General features: G+C 65.4%; 13 protein-coding genes. 10 read left to right on the top strand and 3 right to left on the bottom strand.

Annotated features, from left to right (window positions below; translation table 11 throughout):
- The first annotated feature begins 7 nt into the window (after nucleotides 1-7).
- From JWN03_RS40630 to JWN03_RS40610, 5 genes are read left to right on the top strand one after another with little or no spacing between them, the layout of a single operon-like run.
- Entirely contained in the window at nucleotides 8-6,235 is a 6,228-nt protein-coding gene (locus JWN03_RS40630; RefSeq protein ID WP_297627181.1) for a type I polyketide synthase, read from the top strand.
- 22 nt (nucleotides 6,236-6,257) lie between these two features.
- The gene (locus JWN03_RS40625; RefSeq protein WP_297627178.1) at nucleotides 6,258-7,715 is read left to right on the top strand and encodes a polyketide synthase; all 1,458 of its coding nucleotides are present in this window, start codon (nucleotides 6,258-6,260) and stop codon (nucleotides 7,713-7,715) included.
- A gap of 47 nt (nucleotides 7,716-7,762) precedes the next feature.
- Nucleotides 7,763-8,578, top strand: a complete 816-nt coding sequence (locus JWN03_RS40620) for an acyl-CoA thioesterase domain-containing protein (RefSeq protein ID WP_297627175.1) — start codon at nucleotides 7,763-7,765, stop codon at nucleotides 8,576-8,578.
- A gap of 51 nt (nucleotides 8,579-8,629) precedes the next feature.
- Nucleotides 8,630-9,820, top strand: coding sequence for an acyl-CoA dehydrogenase family protein (locus JWN03_RS40615; RefSeq protein WP_297627173.1), 1,191 nt, complete (start codon nucleotides 8,630-8,632; stop codon nucleotides 9,818-9,820).
- Nucleotides 9,821-9,846: 26 nt separating this feature from the next.
- On the top strand, nucleotides 9,847-10,971 hold the full coding sequence (locus JWN03_RS40610; protein ID WP_297627171.1) for an acyl-CoA dehydrogenase family protein: 1,125 nt from the start codon (nucleotides 9,847-9,849) through the stop codon (nucleotides 10,969-10,971).
- A 105-nt stretch (nucleotides 10,972-11,076) separates the two neighbouring features.
- Here the strand turns inward: JWN03_RS40610 and JWN03_RS40605 are convergent, their stop codons facing one another.
- A complete protein-coding gene (locus JWN03_RS40605) occupies nucleotides 11,077-12,954 on the bottom strand; it encodes an AMP-binding protein (RefSeq protein ID WP_297627169.1) in 1,878 nt (625 codons plus the stop codon).
- Between the two features lie 379 nt (nucleotides 12,955-13,333).
- On the opposite strand from JWN03_RS40605, the gene JWN03_RS40600 reads away from it, so the two are divergent.
- Genes JWN03_RS40600 through JWN03_RS40580 form a run of 5 tightly spaced genes read left to right on the top strand, consistent with a single transcriptional unit; the run spans nucleotide 13,334 to nucleotide 17,476 of the window.
- The gene (locus JWN03_RS40600; RefSeq protein WP_297627167.1) at nucleotides 13,334-14,479 is read left to right on the top strand and encodes a cytochrome P450; all 1,146 of its coding nucleotides are present in this window, start codon (nucleotides 13,334-13,336) and stop codon (nucleotides 14,477-14,479) included.
- Nucleotides 14,480-14,498: 19 nt separating this feature from the next.
- Nucleotides 14,499-15,443, top strand: coding sequence for a 3-oxoacyl-ACP synthase III family protein (locus tag JWN03_RS40595; RefSeq protein ID WP_297627165.1), 945 nt, complete (start codon nucleotides 14,499-14,501; stop codon nucleotides 15,441-15,443).
- Nucleotides 15,444-15,468: 25 nt separating this feature from the next.
- Complete coding sequence (locus tag JWN03_RS40590) at nucleotides 15,469-16,206, top strand: SDR family NAD(P)-dependent oxidoreductase (protein WP_297627164.1); 738 nt, start codon at nucleotides 15,469-15,471, stop codon at nucleotides 16,204-16,206.
- Nucleotides 16,197-16,667 (top strand): nitroreductase/quinone reductase family protein, encoded by a 471-nt coding sequence (locus JWN03_RS40585; RefSeq protein ID WP_297627162.1) that lies wholly within the window; start codon nucleotides 16,197-16,199, stop codon nucleotides 16,665-16,667. Before JWN03_RS40590 ends, JWN03_RS40585 begins: the two co-directional genes overlap by 10 nt.
- On the top strand, nucleotides 16,664-17,476 hold the full coding sequence (locus JWN03_RS40580; RefSeq protein ID WP_297627160.1) for a class I SAM-dependent methyltransferase: 813 nt from the start codon (nucleotides 16,664-16,666) through the stop codon (nucleotides 17,474-17,476). The genes JWN03_RS40585 and JWN03_RS40580 overlap by 4 nt, the downstream gene beginning before the upstream one ends.
- Nucleotides 17,477-18,009: 533 nt before the next feature.
- Here the strand turns inward: JWN03_RS40580 and JWN03_RS40575 are convergent.
- The gene (locus JWN03_RS40575) at nucleotides 18,010-19,491 is read right to left on the bottom strand and encodes an alpha,alpha-trehalose-phosphate synthase (UDP-forming) (protein ID WP_297627157.1); all 1,482 of its coding nucleotides are present in this window, start codon (nucleotides 19,489-19,491) and stop codon (nucleotides 18,010-18,012) included.
- Nucleotides 19,492-19,495: 4 nt separating this feature from the next.
- Nucleotides 19,496-19,666 (bottom strand): hypothetical protein, encoded by a 171-nt coding sequence (locus JWN03_RS40570; protein ID WP_297627155.1) that lies wholly within the window; start codon nucleotides 19,664-19,666, stop codon nucleotides 19,496-19,498.
- Nucleotides 19,667-19,771: the final 105 nt, after the last annotated feature.

Genomic DNA, 19,771 nt, shown 5'->3' with positions numbered 1-19,771 from the left:
GAATCGGATGACCACACCTTCGGGCGAGCCCGTCGCGATCGTCGGTATGTCGGGTCGCTTTCCCGGCGCCGGGGACATCGACGCGCTCTGGGAGCTGTTGAATGCCGGCGGCGATGCCATTCGCCCGGTGCCCCCGCAACGGTGGGATGCCGCCGCACCGCTGGACCGTGACAAGCGGGTTCAGGCGGTCGGCGGTTTCCTCGAGGGTGTCGACGGATTCGATGCGGCGTTCTTCGGTGTGTCACCGCGCGAGGCCGCCGATATCGATCCGCAGCAGCGAATCATGCTCGAAATGGCCTGGCGCGCACTGGAAGACGGTCGTGTGCCATGGGATACGCTGCGCGGCACGCGAGCCGGGGTCTATATTGGGGCGTCCTGGCACGATTACGAGACCCTGCGCAAGCAGCGGGGTCTGGGTGCGAGCCAGCACAGTTCGGTCGGTACCGCACTGGACGTCATCGCCTCGCGGGTGTCCTACACCCTGGGCTTGACCGGGCCCAGCCTGACCGTCGAGACCGGTTGCTCTTCAGCGCTGGTCGGACTCGACCTGGCGGTCCGTGCGATCCGGTCGGGGGATATCGATTCGGCACTGGTCGGTGGGGTCAGTCTGATTCTCGCACCGGATGTTTCGATCGGGCTCACGCATTTCGGCGGCCTGTCCGAGGACGGGCGGTGCGCGGCGTTCGGTGCTGGTGCGAACGGCTTCGTCCGAGGTGAGGGCGTGGTCGCCATCTACCTCAAACCGCTGGCAGCCGCGGTGCGTGACGGCGACCGGGTGCGGGCAATCATCGTGGAGACCGTCGTGAACAACGATGGCGGTGGTGAGAGCCTGGTGACGCCCAGCACCGACGGCCAGCGTGATCTCCTGCAGCGCGCGTACCTGGTACCCGCACTGGATATCGACAAGCTCGCCTATGTCGAAGCGCACGGAACCGGTACGCGCCGAGGTGATCCCACCGAGGCGAGAGCGCTGGGAGAGATCCTCGGAACCGCGCGTAGCGCTGCCGGTGGACCGCTGTTGATCGGTTCGATCAAGACCAATATCGGTCATCTCGAGGCGGCGGCGGGCATCGCGGGATTGGTCAAAGCCGTGCTGTGCCTCGAACACGGCATGGTGCCGCCCAGTCTGCACTCCGAAGTGCCGAATCCGGATATCGCCTTCGATGAGCTGAACCTGCGAATCGTGCGGGAGCACACCGCGCTTCCCGCAGGGGCTGATGTCCATATCGGCGTGAACTCGTTCGGGTGGGGCGGCACCAACGCGCATGTGGTGCTGCGCGGCGCGGATACCGCTGCGGGGCCGACCGCGGCGGCACCCGAGGCGCTGGGTTTCGTGCCGGTGTCGGCGCATACCGCTGAGGCGCTGCGGCAGCGCTGCCGCGATATCGCGGATCTGGTGGACGCCGAACCCGCACGGTTGGACGTAATCACCTCGGCGCTGGGTCTGCGTGCACCCGCACTGCCGCTACGCAGCGCGGCACTGGGGAACACACCGCACGAACTGGCGGCGACTCTGCGCCACCACGCCGATGATCCGGCGGCCGAACTGCCGTCGATGCTGTCCGGCCGGGCTCGTGAAATCGGCCGCACCGCGTTCGTCTTCCCCGGCCAGGGCAGTCAATGGCATGGTCTCAGCGGCGCGCTCTACGGGCAGGATCCGGCGTTCACCGAGGCGGTCGACGCGTGCGCCGCAGCGCTGCGGCCATATGTCGTCTGGGATCCGGTCGCGGTGCTCTCCGGTGCCGCCGGGCCGGGTTGGCTCGAACATGTCGATCAGGTGCAGCCGGTGCTCTGGGCACTGTCGCTGGGCATCGTGGCGAGCTGGCGGCGTGCAGGGATCGTTCCCGATGTCGTTATCGGCCACAGCCAGGGCGAAATCGCGGCGGCCACCGTGGCCGGGCTGCTCAGCATCGACGATGCCGCGCTAGTCGTGGCCCGGCGCAGTGCCCTGCTGCGCTCGGTCGCGGGGACCGGCCGCATGCTGGCCGTCGAGCTGCCCATCGCCGACATTCCCGATGCCATAGCCGGATTCGAGGATCTGGTAGCGCTCGCGGTACACAATGGGCCGACGTCATGTGTGCTCTCCGGCGAGGTCGACGCCGTCGAGGCGCTGAGTGAGATTCTGGCGGCCGACGGCATCTTCTGCCGCATGGTGAATGTGGACTACGCCTCGCACAGTCCACAGATGGCACTGGTGCGCATCCCGCTACAGGCCGAGCTCGCTGGTGTCGAGCCGTTGCCGGGCATCGTGGAGATGATGTCGACGGTTCGGGTGAACACTGTGGTGGCATCCGACCTCATCGGCGACTACTGGGTGGAAAACCTGTGCAGTCCAGTATTTTTCGCTGATGCGATGACCGAGCTCTTCGATGCCGGTGTTACGCACGTCATCGAGATCAGCTCACATCCGGTGCTGTTGCCGGCCGTGGAACAGCTGGCTGCCGAGCGCACCGACCCGCCGGTGGTGCTGCCGTCGTTCTACCGCGACTGCGATCCCATCGGCGAGATGAACCGCAGTCGCGCCCGCGCATTCATCGCCGGACTGCGGCCCTTCGGGGCAGCCGCCGCGTCGGCGATAGTGCTGCCGCCGTATCCACTGCGGCCACAATCGCATTGGCTACCGGACACCGGGCCCGGCGCCTCGATCGACTCGGGAGCGGGCACGCTGCGAGTTCCGGTGTACCCCAGTGTCATCGAATCCGGAGCCTGGCAGGCGACCCTCCAGATCGATCTGGACACCATGCCGTGGTTGTCCGGTCACAAGGTCGGTGCCGTGGTGGTGCCTCCGGGGGCGATGATGGCGACGCTGGCCATCGCGGTGACTCGTACCCACCTCGGAACTCTCCCGGCGGGGCTCTCCGGGTTGCGGTTCGTCGAAATGCTCACTCTCGGTGACGCGCCGGTTCGGCTCGAAGTCACACTGCGCCAGGACTTCTCGGCCGGTCTCAGCTTCGAGATCGCAGCACTGAACGGCGATACGAACAGCTGGACGGTGCATGCGCGTGGACGTGCCCTGCACACGATCGAGCACGCGACCGCGCCGATGCCCTTCCCCTTCGGTCCCGGCGAGCCGTCGGTGGACACCCTCGGGTCCGCGGCCGATTTCTACGCGGCCTGCACACGCCGTGGAGTGAACTACGGCCCGGACTTCCAAGGCCTACGTGAACTTCGGTACTGGCGCGATGGCACGGAGTCGTTCGCACTGGCCCGGATCGTCCTCAGTGAACGCTGCCGCGCGAATACGCATCCGGGTGAATTGCATGCCACGCTCGTGGACTGTGCCATGCAAACAGCGCTGGCCCTGTTCGACGGCGAACGCACCATCCTGCCCGCCGGAATCGATGAACTGCTCCTGGATGCCGATCCGGCAGGATACGTCGATGCCGCCTGGGCATACGCGGTCCGGCGCTCGGACACCTCGGCCGATATTCATCTCTTCGATGACCAGCGCGCGCCACTGGCCCGCATCATGGGTCTCGAGCTCATCTCGATCGACGACGAACACACCGACGGCCGACCGTACGGCCGCGAATTCGTGCTCAACTGGCGTTCGGCCGCACGCGATGAAACGAACAGCTCCGCAGGCTCATTCGCCTTGGCAGGCTCCGTCGATCCGGTCGCCGGCCTGGCCGAGGCCCTGCAGCGCAGTGGTACCTCGGTCGTAGTCGTGGACACCACGGACGGTGCCGATCAGGTCGGCACCGTTGTTTATGTCGCGCCCTCGGCCCGAGAGGGCCTGGACGCACAGCGTCGGGGCCTCCTCAGCCTCGGCGAACTCGTGCGTGCGTGCGTTCGATCGACCTCGGTGACACCGCGTCTGGTCGTGGTGACCACGGAAGCCCAAGCGGTCGACTCGTCCGAGCGGCCTGACCCGGGCGGCGCACTGTTCTGGGGATTCGTTCGGGTCTTGCGCCGCGAACACCCCGAATTATCCGCCGAGATCATCGATCTCGGGGCAGCGCATTGCACCGGTACCGACGAGCGGGATCGGCGGTTCGACGACTGTGCCGCCGAACTCCTCGCGCGGACCGGTGAGGACCAGGTCGTACTGCGCCTCGGACAGCGCCACGTCGGACGGATCGAACAGGGCGAGCAGCCGGAAACAGTTGCGGCAGCGCGCCCGTGGCGCACGCCGGCACAGCCGTTCCGGCTCGGCGCAACACCCGGTCGTTTCTGGGAGGGCCTGCGATACCGGCCGCTGGATGTGCGCCGACCCGAATCGGGCGAGGTTTTGATCGAAATCGAAGCGGCGGCACTGAATTTCATCGATGCCATGAAAGCGGCGGGGACGTATCCCGACGACACGGCGGGACACGACCTGTTCGGTCTCGAATGTGCGGGCGTGATTTGCGCGGTCGGCCCCGATGTGATCGACCGCGCCGTGGGCGATCGTGTGGTGGGCTGTGGCTTCGGCGCGCTGGCATCGCACCTGACGGTGCGCGCCGATCACACCCAACCGATACCACATGCCATGACTACCGATACCGCCGCGGGATTGCCCATGGTGACCACTACGGCCTGGTATGCGCTCGTCACACTGGCACGGCTGACACCGGGGGAGACGGTGCTGATCCATTCCGGCGCCGGCGGCCTGGGACTGGCAGCAATCGGTGTCGCGCGCAGCATCGGGGCGCGGATCATCGCTACTGCGGGCACCGCGGAACGGCGGGCTTACCTGCGCCGCGAGCACGATATCGAGCACGTCTTCGATTCTCGGACGCTGAGCTGGGCGGACGAGGTGCGGGCGGTGACCGGTACGCATGGTGTCGACGTCGTGCTCAACTCGCTCAGCGGCACCGCGATCGATCTCGGTATCGACGTGCTCGCCGAGGACGGTCGCTTCATCGAGGTCGGCAAGAAGGATATCTATGCCGATCGCAGGGTCGGGCTGCAGCCGTTTACGAAGGGGATCAGCTTCACGGCAGTCGATCTCACCGGATTGATGGCGCGTCGTCCCGAGCGTTTCGCCCTGGCCCTGCGCGAGGCGTGGCAGCAGATCAACGCGGGCCGACTTACTCCCGGGCCGACAACCGTGCATGACTTCGCCGCTGTCGCTTCCGTGCTGCGGGATATGACTCGGGGCGAGCATATCGGCAAGATCGTGCTGGCCGGTCCGCGGACGGTGGTTGATATCGTGCCGGATCCCCTGCCGGAGGGGCATTTCCGAGCAAACGGCACCTATGTCATAACCGGTGGGCATGGTGCGCTGGGCCGCAGTCTGGCTGACCATCTACTCGCCCACGGTGCGGGTGCGGTGGCATTGGTGGGCCGCAGCGCGCCGGACTCGGCGGATTCCACGGCGGTGCGCAGCTATCAGGCCGACGTCGCGGATGCGGAATCACTTGCCGGCGTGCTGGATTCGATCCGGTCGGAGATGCCGCCGCTGCGTGGGATATTCCATGCCGCCGGCGTCCTCGACGATGCCACCATCCTCGGCCTCGACGCGGACCAGGTGGAGCGGGTGCTGCGGCCGAAGATCGACGGCGCCCGGCATCTGGACGCGCTCACTGCCGATGATCCATTGGATCTCTTCGTGCTGTTCTCCTCGGCCGCCGCGCTGATCGGCAATCCCGGACAGTCCGCGTACGCGGCGGCGAACGCCTACCTCGACGCGCTGGCGGTGGCCCGTCGCTACGCGGGACGGCCCGGGTTGAGCATCCAGTGGGGATTCTTCGCCGAGGTCGGGCTTGCGGCGGCACAGGACAATCGGGGTGCGCGGCTGATCGAACACGGCATAACGAGCTTCTCCACCGATGAGGCGTGGACCGCATTGGCCACTTTCCTCACCGAGGAGCGCAGCGTGGTGGGGTACCTGTCGTTCGATCAACGCCAGTGGTTCGACGCCTATCCCGACACCGCCGCACAGGCAAGCTGGCAAATGTTGCGGCAGAGCGCCGCGACCGGGCAGCCGGGCCGGGGCGGCGGCGAATTCCATATCGCGCTGGCGGACGCGACCGCTGCCGATCGGCAGGTCCTGGTGCAGGACAAGATCACGGAAGTGGCCGCGCGCGTATTGCGTATGCCACCGGCCGACCTCGATTCCAGAACGCCCTTCAAGGCGCTCGGGCTCGATTCGCTCATGAGCCTGGAAATGCGAAATCGGCTGGAATCGGCTTTCGCACTGCGGTTTTCAACCACGCTGCTGTGGACCTACGGAACTGCCGAGACCTTGGCGGGCGCGATCGGCGAACGACTCACCGACTCGATATCCGCGGTCGACGTGACCACCGGCTGACCTGACATCAGGAGATACTCCCATGGACGAATCGAGCTCGAGCGACGCCGGAGGCGCGGCCCTGCGGCGCGCCACCCAGACCATCAAGCAGCTGCGTGCGCAATTGGCGCAGCAGCATGACAGCGGGCCCATCGCGGTCGTCGGCGTGGGCCTGCGGCTCGCCGATGGCATCAATGATCTGGACGGCTATTGGGCGGCGCTGGTCGCGGGCCGCAGCCTGATCGCCGATATGCCCCGTCATCGACGCTGGCCCTTTGAGGACGAATGGGATTTCCTGCCGACGCATGGCAGCTTCATCGACGACGCCCTCTATTTCGATCCCGATTTCTTCGGTATCAGCCCGCGGGCGGCGCAGGCCATCGACCCGCACCACCGCATGCTCCTGGAGGTGACCTGGGAAGCGCTGGCACACGCCGGCATTCCACCGGGCGCGGAGCTCTCGCAGTCGGTGAGCACCTTCGTGGGTGTCAACGGCAGCCGCGGCTATGCCGAATGGGGGCCGCAGCAGATCGACCCACACTGGGCGCTGGGTATCGGCCACGGTTTCGCGGCAGGCCGCATCGCGTATCACTTCGGATTGACGGGTGCCGCGGTCGCACTCGACAGCGCGTGCTCCTCATCGCTGGTGGCGATCCATCACGCGGTCGGTGCGCTGCGGCGCGGTGAATCCGAGGTCGCGGTGGCGGGCGGGGTGAATCTGATATTGGCACCCGGCTCCACCGAGGTGATCGTCCAGACCGGAGCCCTCGCCCCCGACGGGCTGTGCAAAACCTTCGACGCGCGCGCCAATGGCTATGTCCGGGGAGAAGGCTGCGCCATGATCGTCCTGAAGCGACTGGCCGACGCCGAACGCGATAACGACCGAGTGCTCGGTGTCATTCACGGCACCGCCGTCAATCAGGACGGCCGCTCCTCGGGTTTCACCGCACCGAACGCCGACGCCCAACGCCGGGTGATCGAGGCAGCCCTGACCGATGCTGGGTGCAAACCCGAACAGATCGGACTGCTGGAAGCGCACGGCACCGGCACCTCTCTCGGTGATCCCATCGAGGTGAGTGCAATCGTCGCCGCGCTGGGCGCCCGAAACGGTGGCAAGCCACTGCATGTGGGGTCGGTGAAGGCCAACCTCGGTCATCTCGAGGCCGCCTCGGGTGTGGTCGGGCTAATCAAGGCCCTGTTGTGCATTCGCGAACGCACGGTGCCGCCGTTGGCGCACTTCCAAACCTTGAATCCACGAATCGATCTGGAAGACACCGCCGTTCGGATCTCCGGGCACACTGCCGACTGGAAGCTGGAAGATTCGGGCCAGCTCGCCGGGGTGAGTTCGTTCGGCGTCATCGGCACCAACGCGCATGCGATCGTCGGGCCCGCGCCGGCGCCCACGGCCGCGATCCCGCCGGGTGGCGAAATTCCACCGCCCGCGTGGAATCGAGTCGTCTGCGTACCGGCATTCCTCGGCGATCCTCCCTCGCCATCCTGAAACATCGTCTAATTCAACAGATCTCAAGGCAATGGGGGTTATGCGCAGTGGTTGCATTCTTCAATATGGTCGATGGCTGCTATGTCGCGACCGACCTGGCGGCCAGCCCGTGGGCGCCGTCGCAGGTGAGCGGGACCGCGTTGTGCGGACTCCTGGCACGTGAGGCTGAAACACGCAGTCCTGGAGCGGCATTCATTCCCGGTCGATTCACCGTAGATCTCTTCAGGCCGGTACTCGCCGAACCGATCCAGCTCCGCAGCGAGGTGGTCCGTGATGGCACGCGCGTCCGTGTGGTCGATGTCTCGATCGTGCAGCACGATCAGGTGCGGGCACGCGCGACATTGATGTACCTGGCCGTCGCGGAGCGATCGCCGGGACAGGTGTGGCAGCCGGTCCGGCAGTTGCCGGCACCGGAGCGGACGGCCGAGTGGAACCCACTGCTGTTCAAGTCGGGAAGCCAGAATTGGACCGGTGATTTCGGCTCAGGTCAGAACGATGAGCGGAAATGCGTGTGGCACGACGTATTACCCCTGGTCGAAGGTGAGCCCAATTCGCCGTTCCAGTTGGCCGCCTATGTCGCCGACACCACCAGCATGGTGTGCAACTGGGGAACCGAAGGAATCGGCTACATCAACTGCGATGTGACCGTGACGTTGTCGCGGCTGCCCGAGGGGCCCGAGGTGGGATTGCAGGCCCTGGAACAGGTCTCGGCCGATGGCGTCGCCATTGCCGCGGCCACCATGTACGACCGGACCGGGCCGCTCGGCGTGAGTGTCGCAACCGGCGTCTCGAATGTGCGCAGGCGGGTGGATCCGGCCGTCTTCGCTGCCGAGCTGTCATCCTCGGCGGCACAGCCGCAGTGAAGCCCTGACGCGATCGACTTCAACCCCAGATCAGAGACGAGAGGTACCGTCATGCGGATTGCGTACACGCCGCAACAAGAGGAACTACGCGCCGAGCTGCGTGACTATTTCGCGCGCTTGATGACCCCCGAGCGGCGCGAGGCGCTCGCCGCGCCGACCGGCGAGTACGGCGAGGGCGATGTCTACCGCGAGGTGATCGCGGAAATGGGCCGGGACGGCTGGCTCGCGCTGTGCTGGCCGAAGGAGTACGGCGGCCGGGGTGGCTCGGTCATGGATCAGCTGATCTTCACCGACGAGGCCGCCATGGCCACCGCTCCGGTGCCGTTCCTGACCATCAATACGGTGGCGCCGACCATCATGCACTACGGCACCGAGGAGCAGAAGGAGTTCTTCCTGCCCAAGATCGCCGCCGGTGAATTGCACTTTTCCATCGGCTATTCCGAGCCGGGCGCGGGCACCGACCTGGCTTCGCTGCGTACCGCGGCGATGCGCGACGGCGACGAGTGGACCATCAACGGGCAGAAGATGTGGACCTCCCTCATCAGCTACGCCGACTACGTGTGGCTGGCCGCGCGCACCGATCCGAATGCCGAAAAGCACAGTGGCATATCGATGTTCATCGTGCCGACCGCTGCTGAGGGCTTCTCGTCGACTCCGGTGCACACCATGGCCGGGCCGGACACTTCCGCCACCTACTACCAGGACGTGCGGGTCAAGCACACCGATATGGTGGGCCCGGAGAACGGTGGCTGGGGTCTGATCGTCAACCAGCTCAATTTCGAGCGCGTCGCGCTGAGTGGGGCCGGACATCTGGTCATGGCTCTCCAGTACACCGTCGAATGGGCACGGAACACCAAGAACGCCAGTGGTATTCGTGTCATCGACAGCGAATGGGTCCAGCTGAACCTGGCCCGTGTGCATGCCAAGATCGAATACCTGAAGTTGCTGAACTACGAGATCGCCGCGCGTGTCGACGCGGGCAATAGCGCGCCGCGCCCGTGGGACGCTTCCGCCTGCAAGGTCTACGGCTCAGAGTTGGCCACCGAGGCATACCGGCTGCTGATGGAGGTGCTGGGACCGCAGGCGCACCTGTGTCAGGACTCGGCAGGTGTACAGCTCTCCGGTGTCCTCGAGCGGTTGCATCGGGCCAGTCTCATCATGACTTTCGGTGGCGGCACCAACGAGGTGCAGCGCGACATCATCGCCATGTTCGCACTGAAACTGCCGCCTGCTGCGCGCTGACACAATCCGAAAGCTGGGTACTCATCATGGACTTCACTCCAACCGAAGCGCAGCAAGACCTCGCCAGCCTGGCCAGCGAAGTGTGCGGCAAGCTGGTCACGCCCGATCGTCTACGCGAACTCGACAAGAACACCGGCACCAACGGCGAGCGCATCGTGCGCTTCGACCGGCAGCTGTGGAATTCACTCGCCGAAACCGGTGTGCTGGCAGCCGCGCTGCCGGAAGCTGTGGGCGGCAGCGACTTCGGCATGCTGGAGCAGGCTGCTATTCTGCGTGAGCTGGGCAGGGCCGTTGCGGCCGTGCCGTACCTGTGGTCGATCGTGCTGGGCGCGGGTGCGCTCGCCGAATTCGGTTCTGGCGAACAGCAGGAGGTCGCCGCACAGGCCGCGTCCGGCGAGATCGTCCTGACCGCGGCCCTGAGCGAAGCGCAGAACTGGGAGCCGGACAAGCCGGTCACCACCGCGACCAACAGTAATGGCTGGAAGCTGAACGGCGCCAAGACCACTGTGCCTTTCGCACGCCAGGCAGCCCTCATTCTGGTACCTGCCGATGTATCTGGAACGCCAGCGCTGTTTCTGGTGAACCCGTCCGCCTATGGTGTGGTCGTCACGGAGCAGATCACCACCGACCACAGTCCCGAATACGTGGTGGAATTCGATTCCGCTCCAGCCGAATTGCTGGGCACCGTGCAAGAGGGCGCCGAGATCTTGAACTGGCTGCTGACTCGCGCCTGGCTGGGACTGGCCGCGCAGCAGCTGGGCACCCTCGAGCAGGGCCTGGAGCTGGTGTCGAGTTATGCCCGTGAGCGCGAACAGTTCTCCCGCAAGATAGGTAGCTTCCAAGCGGTCGCACAGCGACTGGCAGACAGCTACATCGATGTGCAGGGTGTCCGGCTAGCGGTGACGCAGGCGGCGTGGCGGCTGGCCGAGCGGCTGCCGGCCAACGAAGCGGTGCACACCGCGAAGTACTGGGCCGCAGAGGCGGGACACCGGGTCGCGCACACCGTCGTGCACGTGCACGGTGGTGTCGGCATAGACCGGGACCACATCGTGAACCAGTACTTCACCGCCGCCAAGCACAACGAGTTCGCGCTCGGTGGTGCGACCGATCACCTGCGTGCAATCGGTGCGGCGATGGCTGCCGCCCTGTAGTCCGCCGGCCAGCGTGATCTCGGCACTCGTGCTCACACCGGTCTCATCCTCGCGAATCAGGTGAGTACCATTGTCGCTAATGCGGGATCCTGCATACTGTCGAAGTCATTGTCGCACAGCCGAATTACCGGCCCGGGCAATGAGGCTCGCGCCGTAGCGGCGGGCTTCGCTCTCGATCTGTTCAGGACTAGCCTCACTGGCCAATGCGATTCTCGCTCCGCTCACCAGTGCTGCTCCTATCTCGGTCAGGACATGTGGATCACTCAGCGCACCAGCGCAATACAATGTGTCTCGGTAGTCGATACCGGTAGTGGGCACCGCGGCGTAGGCGCGGACGGCCCACTGCCGATTCGTGATCCGTTCGACTGTCGGCGTAGACGTCGCGAAGGTGACTGCGAGGAACGCGACCTCGTCGGCGGTGCCGGGATTCGGGCGGTACCAGTCGGGGAGCCGTACAGCACTCGTATCTACGGCATCCAGATCTACTTCGTTGTCGGCCAGCAGTTTCGGGGTGTTGCGCACTTCGTCGTCACCGAGCGTCAGCAGTCGGTAATCGTGCTCGCCGACCCGGTCGATATCCGCCGGACCTGCGACAACTGTGCCGGTGCCGGTGAGATTCACAGCGGCGGAAAGATTCTCGTCCCCGGGCAGCAGCACCGCCACCGCGCCGAGTCGCGACAGTGCGGCGACGGCGATCAGGGCGCCGGGCCGCATCCCCATAACCACACCCACCCGTTCGGCCGGCTCGACGCCTACGGCGATGAGAGTCCGCACCACCGCGTCGATGCGGGCGTTCACTCCGGCCTCGGTGCGCATCCGGCCCGCGTAGAGCAGGCAGTCGCGCGAGGATGTGCGCGCACTCCAGGCCAGTCCCGGCGAAATTCTGGTGTCCGGCAGGATCTTTCCCGGCCGCGCGGGACGAGGCGGGGCGAACAGCATCCGCTTGGTGCGGGTCTGCGGCCGCGGCGATCGTGCCGTCGCCTCGGGCATGTCGACGATCTGCTCCGGACGTGGTCCGTCGCTGCCGTGCCAGTGCAGCCAGCCGGCGATGACAGGCCAGGTCGTCCGGACGGCGGTGCTTCCGGCGACCATCTTGTAGTGCCCGGTGTCGACGCTGACCTCGTACACGGGCGCGCTGCGTGCCGCACTCCTGATGCCGCGAACCGACGCACCGGGCGCGAGCTGATCCCGGCGTCCGACTATCCCGAGTATCGGACAGGTCAGCTCGCCCATGCTGTGTACCCGGTCTCCGACGACAAAGCCACCGTTCAGGAGACGGTTCCCTATTGCGAACTGCCGCAACAGATCCGATGCGGCCGGACCCGGATACCCGATGCGGCCCTCGCCTGCCATGAACTGGCGGCGGCGTACCTCGGCGGGGGAGAGTGCCGGTGCGGATCGATTGCGCAGGGTCCGCACACGATTGCGCACCGTATTTACCGGATCGACCAGATCCCACCAGGTCTTCAGAATGGTGTCGGTGATCTGGGCGCCCTCGCGCACAGTCTCCGCGAGGTGGTTGGCGACCCGCGGGCCGAACGGGAGCCCGGCGGCTGTCCAGTCCACCATGCTGCCGATCGCAACAATGCTCGCAACCCCTTCGCCACTACGGTGGGTCGCGGCCAGATAGCCGAACATCCCGCCCTGGCAGTAGCCGACCAGATTCACCTCGCGGCCGGTGCTCTTGCCAACGGTGTCGATGACGGCGGACACGGCCAATACGTGATCGTCCAGCGTGCGCTCCCAGCCATTCTCTTCCGTTGCAGGAGAACCGAAGTCGAGCACCCAGGGATCGATTCCCGCCCGGTGCAGCATTGCGACCGCCCCGTCCTCGACATCGAGATCGAAGACCTCCGCGGTCATCATCAGCGGTGGCACCAGCAGGGCGGCGGGGCCGTCCGCCGGATGCTCCGGGAAGTAGCGCCGCAGCCGGTACATCGGCCGGCCTTCGATGACGGCGAACGGGCTAGAGACGGGATCCATCGCACTCCCCAGTGGATCGGCCGGCGCACATCGCATTCGGTGATACGCGCTGACGGCATAAGTAGAACGAGTTCTAGTCAAATATCGACAGGAGGTCCATATGGCGTTGGTCACAACAGATTTCTGCTGAGAGTCTCTGAAACTCGATATAGAACACGTTACAGTCAATTCGAATTGAGTATGCGTGGTGGGGTTCGGAAGCGGCGAAATCTGTTGAGCCGCAACGATTTTGCGCAATGAAGCGCTTCGGTCATGAAACGGATTGGTGGAGTGGCGTATTCACGCACTCCGTGAGTGGGAGGGCTTGATGGAGAAGTTGCAGTGTCCTATGCACCAATACCCCTCGGAGACAACGAGATCCTTGGGTCTGGATCCGGTCATGGACGAGGTTCGGGGATCCGGCGGCGTCGCGCGGGTGCAGTACCCTTACGGCGATGCGGCCTGGCTGGTCACCGGGTACGAAGATGTGCGAACCGTCTATTCGAAGAAGGCATTCAGCCGCACCGGCATGTCGAAGGAATCGGCGCCGCGACTCACCGCCGGACTGCTCCTGCAGGGTGGAATCGGCAGCCTGGACGACAGCATTCACACCAAACTGCGCCGGGTCATCGGCCGGGAACTGACCGGTGCTCGGATGGCCACGCTGCGCACCGCCACCCAGGCGATCATGGCCCGCCGACTGGCCGAGCTCGACCGATCGGCGGAGAGTGACTACGTATCCGTTGTCGCCAAACCATTTTCGCTCAATGTGCTCGGTGAGCTGGTCGGCATTTCCGAAGCCGATCAACCCGCTGTGGGGGACTGGGTGAGCGGGCTGCTCACGGATGCTTCCGAGTCGGACGCCGGGGCGCGTGGCGCCGAGGCCGCGCTGCAGGATCTGGGCAAGTACGTCCTGCGACTGATCGCTGAACGGAAGGCCGCGCCCACAGGGGATTTCGTGTCCGATCTGATGCAGCATGGCGACGATCTGGAGAAGTGGGAGCTGGTGACCGTCGTCTTCGCCCTTATCGTGGGCGGATACGAATCCTCGGCGCACATGCTGAGCAAGATCGTCCTGCGACTACTGCTCAGCCCTGGACTGTGGGACATGCTGCGGGAGCATCCGGATCGAATTCCAGGAGTCGTCGACGAATTGCTGCGCACCATCTCCCTGGCCGGTGGTGAGGGACTGCCGTGGCGGGTACGCGAAGCGGTGCGGGTCGGTGGGGTGGATATGCAGCCCGGCGACTTCGTAGTCCCCGCCATCGGCGCCGCCAATCTGGACCCGAGTGTCTTCGCCGACCCGGAGCGCATCGACAGCGAGCGCATGGCGAAACCGCATATGGCCTTCGGCTACGGCACCCGCTACTGCCTGGGCTCCCAGATCGCCCGCATGGAACTGGAAGTGGGCGTCGAGACGCTGCTGCGTGAGTATCCGCACGCGCGGCTCGCGGTCGCCGCCGAGGAGATCCGGTGGAACAGTGGGTCCGCCGTGTGGCAGTTGGCCGAACTGCCGATCAACCTGTGGGAGAAGGAATCGGCATGACGCGGCGGGGGCACACCTGATGGCCGTGGGAATTGTACGGACCGGCGCGTACCTGCCGCTGGACGTGGTGGACAACGACCGCATTGCGGAGTGGACGGGAACCACGACGAACTGGGTGCGCGAGCGCACGGGAATCAACACCCGTCGCTACGCGAACAGCGCGGAGTTGACCTCCGACCTCGCCTACGCGGCCGTCATCGACCTGCTGGGGCCGGACCGGGAGAATTGGCCGCGGATCGGCGGCATCATCGTGGCCACGTCGACCGGAGATCAGCCGCAGCCCGCGACAGCCGCTGCATTGCAACACAAATTGGGCCTGAACGGAATACCGGCCTTCGATCTCAACTCGGTCTGCGTCGGATACCTCTTCGCTTTGGTGGTCGCCGCCGGACTACTCGAACGCGGTGATGAGCGCGACGGCGTGGCGCTCGTCGTCGGGGCCGATATCTATTCGCGGATCATGAATCGTGCCGACCGCAAGACCGTGAGCCTGTTCGGCGATGGTGCGGGCGCGACGCTGGTCGGCCCGGTGCCGCACGGGTACGGGCTGCACGCGAGCCGTCTCGTCACCGATGGCGGATTGCGTTCTCTCGTAGAGGTTCCCGCAGGCGGTCAGCTATTCCGGATGGACGGCCGGGCGGTTCGTGACTACGTGCTTACGACCCTTCCCAAGCTTATCGCCGAGGCACTGGGCGAATCCGGCTTCGCGCTCGCCGATATGGACCGGATCATCCTGCACCAAGCGAATACCCGGCTGCTCGAAACCTGTATCCGGGAACTAGGTATGGACCCCACGCGGGTTCCGCTCACGGCACCCCGATACGGGAACACCGGTGCGGCATCCATTCCCATCACTCTGCACAGCTCGCACCTCGAACGCCCGCTCCAGCGCGGCGAGCGGATTCTCTTGGCCGGGGTCGGCGGCGGAATGAGCGCCGCGGCGGCGGTCCTGACGTGGTATTGACCGGAACAAATTCGGAAGGCTCGTAATGCGGCTCGAAGGAAAGACCGCCGTCGTCACCGGTGGCACCCGGGGGCTCGGCTTCGCAATCGCGAAAGAGTTTCTGGCGGAAGGTGCGTCGGTCATGTGCTCGGCGCGCATGGCCGGGGATTTTCAGCTCCTGAAAGAGGAGTATCCCGATCGCTGCCTGTTCCATCCGGCCGATGTCGGCGATCCGAAATCGGTCGAGCAGTTGATGGCGGTGGCAGTGGAATCACTGCACGGACTGGATGTAGTGGTCGCCAATGCCGGGGTGAACCGGGACGGGCGGGTCGAGCATCTCGCTCCGGACGACTGGAACACCATGGTCACCACCAATCTGACCGGCACTTTTCTGTGCACCCGCGCGGCTGTGCCGCACATGCGGGAGCGGGGTGGCGCGATCATCAATATGTCCTCGTCCATGTCGAGCCGGATAGCGGTCGGCGCGGCCGGGTACAGCGCAACCAAGGCTGCCATCGAAATGTTCACCAAGACCAGCGCTATCGAACTGGGCCAGTATCGGATTCGGGTCAATGCCCTGTCGCCGGGAATTCTCGACGCGGGTATGGGCGCGCGGCTGGCCGAGAACGACCGGGTCTGGGCCGCCTACCGCAAACGGTTCGCGCTGGGCCGGGCTGGGCAGGTCAGCGAGGCTGCGCGTGCGGCCGTATTCCTCGCCTCCGATGACGCTTCCTACGTCAACGGGGCGATTCTCGAGGTCAATGGAGGTTTGATGTGGGCCTGACCGATCAACGTAACAATCCGTTCACCGAGCCCGAGCAGCAGAAACTCATTGCACTCGGACGCAAGCATGTGATTGGCATGGAGTACACCGATGCGGAGGAGGTGTGGGTCAGCTCGGGGATGGAGCATCTGCTCCTGCAGACCGTCGGCCGAAAGAGCGGAAAGGTGCACAAGGTGGCCCTGCCGTTCTGGGTCGACGAGGCGGGACATCGCATTGTCGTGGCCTCCTTCGTGGGAGCGCCGCAGCATCCGGCCTGGTACTGGAACCTCACCGATGCCGGGGTGAATGCCGAGGTGCGGGTGAAGCTGCGGTCGGCAGAGTATCGGGCACGCCCGGAAATAGTCGATGGCCCGGAGTATCAACAGCTTTGGGCGGCATTGACTGCTGACCGTGAGTTCTATCGCGACTATCAATCCAGGACAGAGCGCCGCATTCCTATGGTACGGCTGCGTGAACTGTGAACAAGACGAATATTGACGGACTGGAAGGTGTTCCGGTTACCGCGCTGTGGACCCTGTGGAGCCGGGCGGCCGAATCCGCGCGGACCGATTCGGAATTCAGCGATACGCTCGCCGAACAGCTGTGCCGGTCGATCGACTTCGACTACCAGAACTTCGGCAGTCCCAGCCAGTCGCAGGCCCTGCGAGCCCACACCATCGACGCGGAAATCCAGCGCTTCCAAAGGAACTCGCCCGGCGGCACCGTGGTGGCACTCGGCGAAGGTCTGCAGACCACCTACTGGCGGCTCGGCGTACCGGAGCTGAACTGGTTATCGGTGGACCTGCCGGAGATGATCACCCTCCGCGAGCAACTGCTACCGGCCGAACCACGGGTCCGCACGGTCGCCATGTCGGCACTGGACCGTTCCTGGTTCGACCTCGTCGGGACCGAGGACGTGCTCGTCACCGCCGAGGGCCTGTTCATGTACCTGCAACCGGACGACGTGTACGCGCTGATCGGTGATATGGCACAAAGGTTTCCGGGTGCCGGCGTGGTCTTCGACATCTTGCCGCCGGCGGTCACCGAGCGCACGGCCAAGGGCACGATGCTGGCACGCAACTCGGACTATGTGATACCCCATATGCCCTTCGGCCTGACGGTTGCGGAGGCTCGGGCACTGCCGCAACGAGTTCCAGGAGTCTCCGGCTACCAGGAGCTTCCGATGATTCCAGGACGCGGCTGGTGTGGTCCCCTGGCACTCGGAGCGCAACGCAGGCTGCCGCTGATCAGGAACCACAGGCATCTCATCGCACGACTGGCATTCGAGTAGGACTCGAATGTGGCCCAGTTCTTCACGGTGAAAGGTCGGGCCACAGGGTTGTTTTGGTGACGTGCCCCCGAACGGGTCCGCGGCTCAATTCATGGGCGAAGGGTAGGACGATGCGAACGCGCCATCGTAGTGTGCGACGATCCCGGTCCCAGCGCTTTGCGTGGAGCCGAGCAGTTCCGCGATAGGCGTTCCCGGAGTTGTTGTCGTGCGGCCGCACCACGATCGCCCGGTCGCTGTATTCGATACGACCGATCTGTTTCCCGTCGAGCGAACAATACTGGCACACAAGGGTTCCCGCGATCAGACCACCGGGACCAGGTAGGTCCGGATCACCTGAGGTGAGTCCCGTGAGGCTCATCGGGCGATAGCCCTCGCTCGACTCATGGCTACCACGGCACGACACTCGGCCGCTGGGTTCTGGCCAGGGCATGTGCAGGGTCCGTGGGAGATTGGGCTGGCTGAAACGGCTTCTGCTGAAAATGACTGTGGCCCAACTCTTCACGATGAAGGGCTGGGCCACAGTTTAGGGGTGGTCAGTGGTTTATATCCGGGTCCACATCGTCGTCGGACAGCAGGGCGCTGCCGGCCACCCGGTCCTGGGCCAGGGCGTCGAGGAAGGCGCGGGCCCAGCGGTCGACGTCGTGGGTGAGGACCTGCCTGCGCAGGGAGCGCATGCGGCGGCGGCGGGTGTCGCGGTCGTCTTCGATGGCGGAGATGATGGCGTCCTTGACGCTGTCCAGGTCGTGCGGGTTGCACAGGTATGCCTGTCGCAATTCCGCTGCCGCACCGGTGAATTCGCTCAGCACCAGCGCGCCGCTGAGGCCGCCCTGGCAGGCCACGTACTCCTTGGCCACCAGGTTCATGCCGTCGCGCAGCGGGGTCACCAGCATGACGTCGGCGGCCACGAAGAACGAGAGCAGTTCCTCGCGGGGGATCGGCCGGTGCAGGTAGTGCACCACCGGATAGCCGACGCGGGCGTACTCGCCGTTGATGCGGCCGACCTGGCGTTCGATATCGCCGCGCATCTGGATGTAGGACTCCACCCGCTCGCGGCTCGGGGTGGCCAGCTGCACCACCACCGTGTCGGCGGGGTCTATCCGGCCCTCGGACAGCAGTTCCTCGAGCGCGGCCAGTCGGATATCGATGCCCTTGGTGTAGTCCAGACGGTCCACACCCAGCAGGATGGTCTTCGGATTGCCCAGTTCCGCACGGATTTTCGAGGCCCGCTCGCGGACGCTGCGGCGGCGCGACATCTCGTCCAGTTCGGTGGAGGTGATGGAAATGGGGAACGCGCCCACCCGCACGGTGCGGAAACCTACCTGCACCACACCGAGTTTCGAGCGCACACCCACGCTGCCGCGTGAAGTCGGTTGCCCGGCAAGCCTTCTCGCCAGGTAGAGGAAGTTCTGCGCGCCCCCGGGAAGGTGGAAGCCGATCAGGTCGGCGCCCAGCAGGCCTTCGACGATCTCTGTGCGCCAAGGCATTTGCATGAACAGCTCGACCGGCGGGAACGGAATGTGCAGGAAGAAGCCGATGGTCAGATCCGGGCGCAGCATGCGCAGCATCTTCGGCACCAGCTGCAGCTGGTAGTCCTGTACCCAGACGGTGGCGCCCTCGGCGGCGACCTTCGCGGTGTGTTCGGCGAAACGGCGGTTCACCTGCACGTATGCCTGCCACCACTTGCGGTCGTAGACCGGGCGCACGATCACATCGTGATACAGCGGCCACAGGGTGCCATTGGAGAAACCCTCGTAGTAGTCGGCGACCTCATCGGCCGAGAGCGGTACCGGATGCAATTCCAGCCCGTCTTCGACGATCGGGTCCATCTCGACATCGGGGACGCCCGCCCAGCCCACCCAGGCGCCCTTGTTATTGCGCAGCACCGGTTCCAGAGCGGTTACCAGGCCGCCGGGACTGCGTTTCCAGCGTGTGGTGCCGTCGGGAAGTTTCTCGAGGTCGACCGGAAGCCGGTTGGCGACGACGACGAAACCTGAACCGGCGCTATCCGGGTTCACAGGCTCATTCGCCTCGCGTGGCGGGAGCGATGCCGAGCATCGACAGGAGCATGCGGCATTCGTCTGCGTCGGTGGCGTATGCGGCCACTACGCGCTGGGCCTGGCGTGCGGTTTCGTCGGCGAGTGGTTCCAGATCGTCGTCCGCGATGTCTTTGGCGCTGCTGTTCGCGGCCATCATCATGTCCTCTCGGGGATGTCTGCTCAGCTTACGAGGAACCCATCCTATCTGGATGCTTCACAGGAACTGGTCCCTCGGTGGACAGCGAGCTCGAAACGCAAT

Origin of the sequence: Nocardia sp., assembly GCF_025465275.1 — a bacterium.
GTDB lineage: Bacteria > Actinomycetota > Actinomycetes > Mycobacteriales > Mycobacteriaceae > Nocardia.
This window is presented reverse-complemented; position numbering and strand designations above follow the sequence as displayed.

Coding starts and splice junctions, on each gene's coding strand:
- JWN03_RS40570 (WP_297627155.1), bottom strand. CDS start 19,666: ATGGCCGCGAACAGCAGCGCCAAAGACATCGCGGACGACGATCTGGAA.
- JWN03_RS40630 (WP_297627181.1), top strand. CDS start 8: ATGACCACACCTTCGGGCGAGCCCGTCGCGATCGTCGGTATGTCGGGT.
- JWN03_RS40600 (WP_297627167.1), top strand. CDS start 13,334: ATGGACGAGGTTCGGGGATCCGGCGGCGTCGCGCGGGTGCAGTACCCT.
- JWN03_RS40615 (WP_297627173.1), top strand. CDS start 8,630: ATGCGGATTGCGTACACGCCGCAACAAGAGGAACTACGCGCCGAGCTG.
- JWN03_RS40610 (WP_297627171.1), top strand. CDS start 9,847: ATGGACTTCACTCCAACCGAAGCGCAGCAAGACCTCGCCAGCCTGGCC.
- JWN03_RS40625 (WP_297627178.1), top strand. CDS start 6,258: ATGGACGAATCGAGCTCGAGCGACGCCGGAGGCGCGGCCCTGCGGCGC.
- JWN03_RS40605 (WP_297627169.1), bottom strand. CDS start 12,954: ATGGATCCCGTCTCTAGCCCGTTCGCCGTCATCGAAGGCCGGCCGATG.
- JWN03_RS40595 (WP_297627165.1), top strand. CDS start 14,499: ATGGCCGTGGGAATTGTACGGACCGGCGCGTACCTGCCGCTGGACGTG.
- JWN03_RS40590 (WP_297627164.1), top strand. CDS start 15,469: ATGCGGCTCGAAGGAAAGACCGCCGTCGTCACCGGTGGCACCCGGGGG.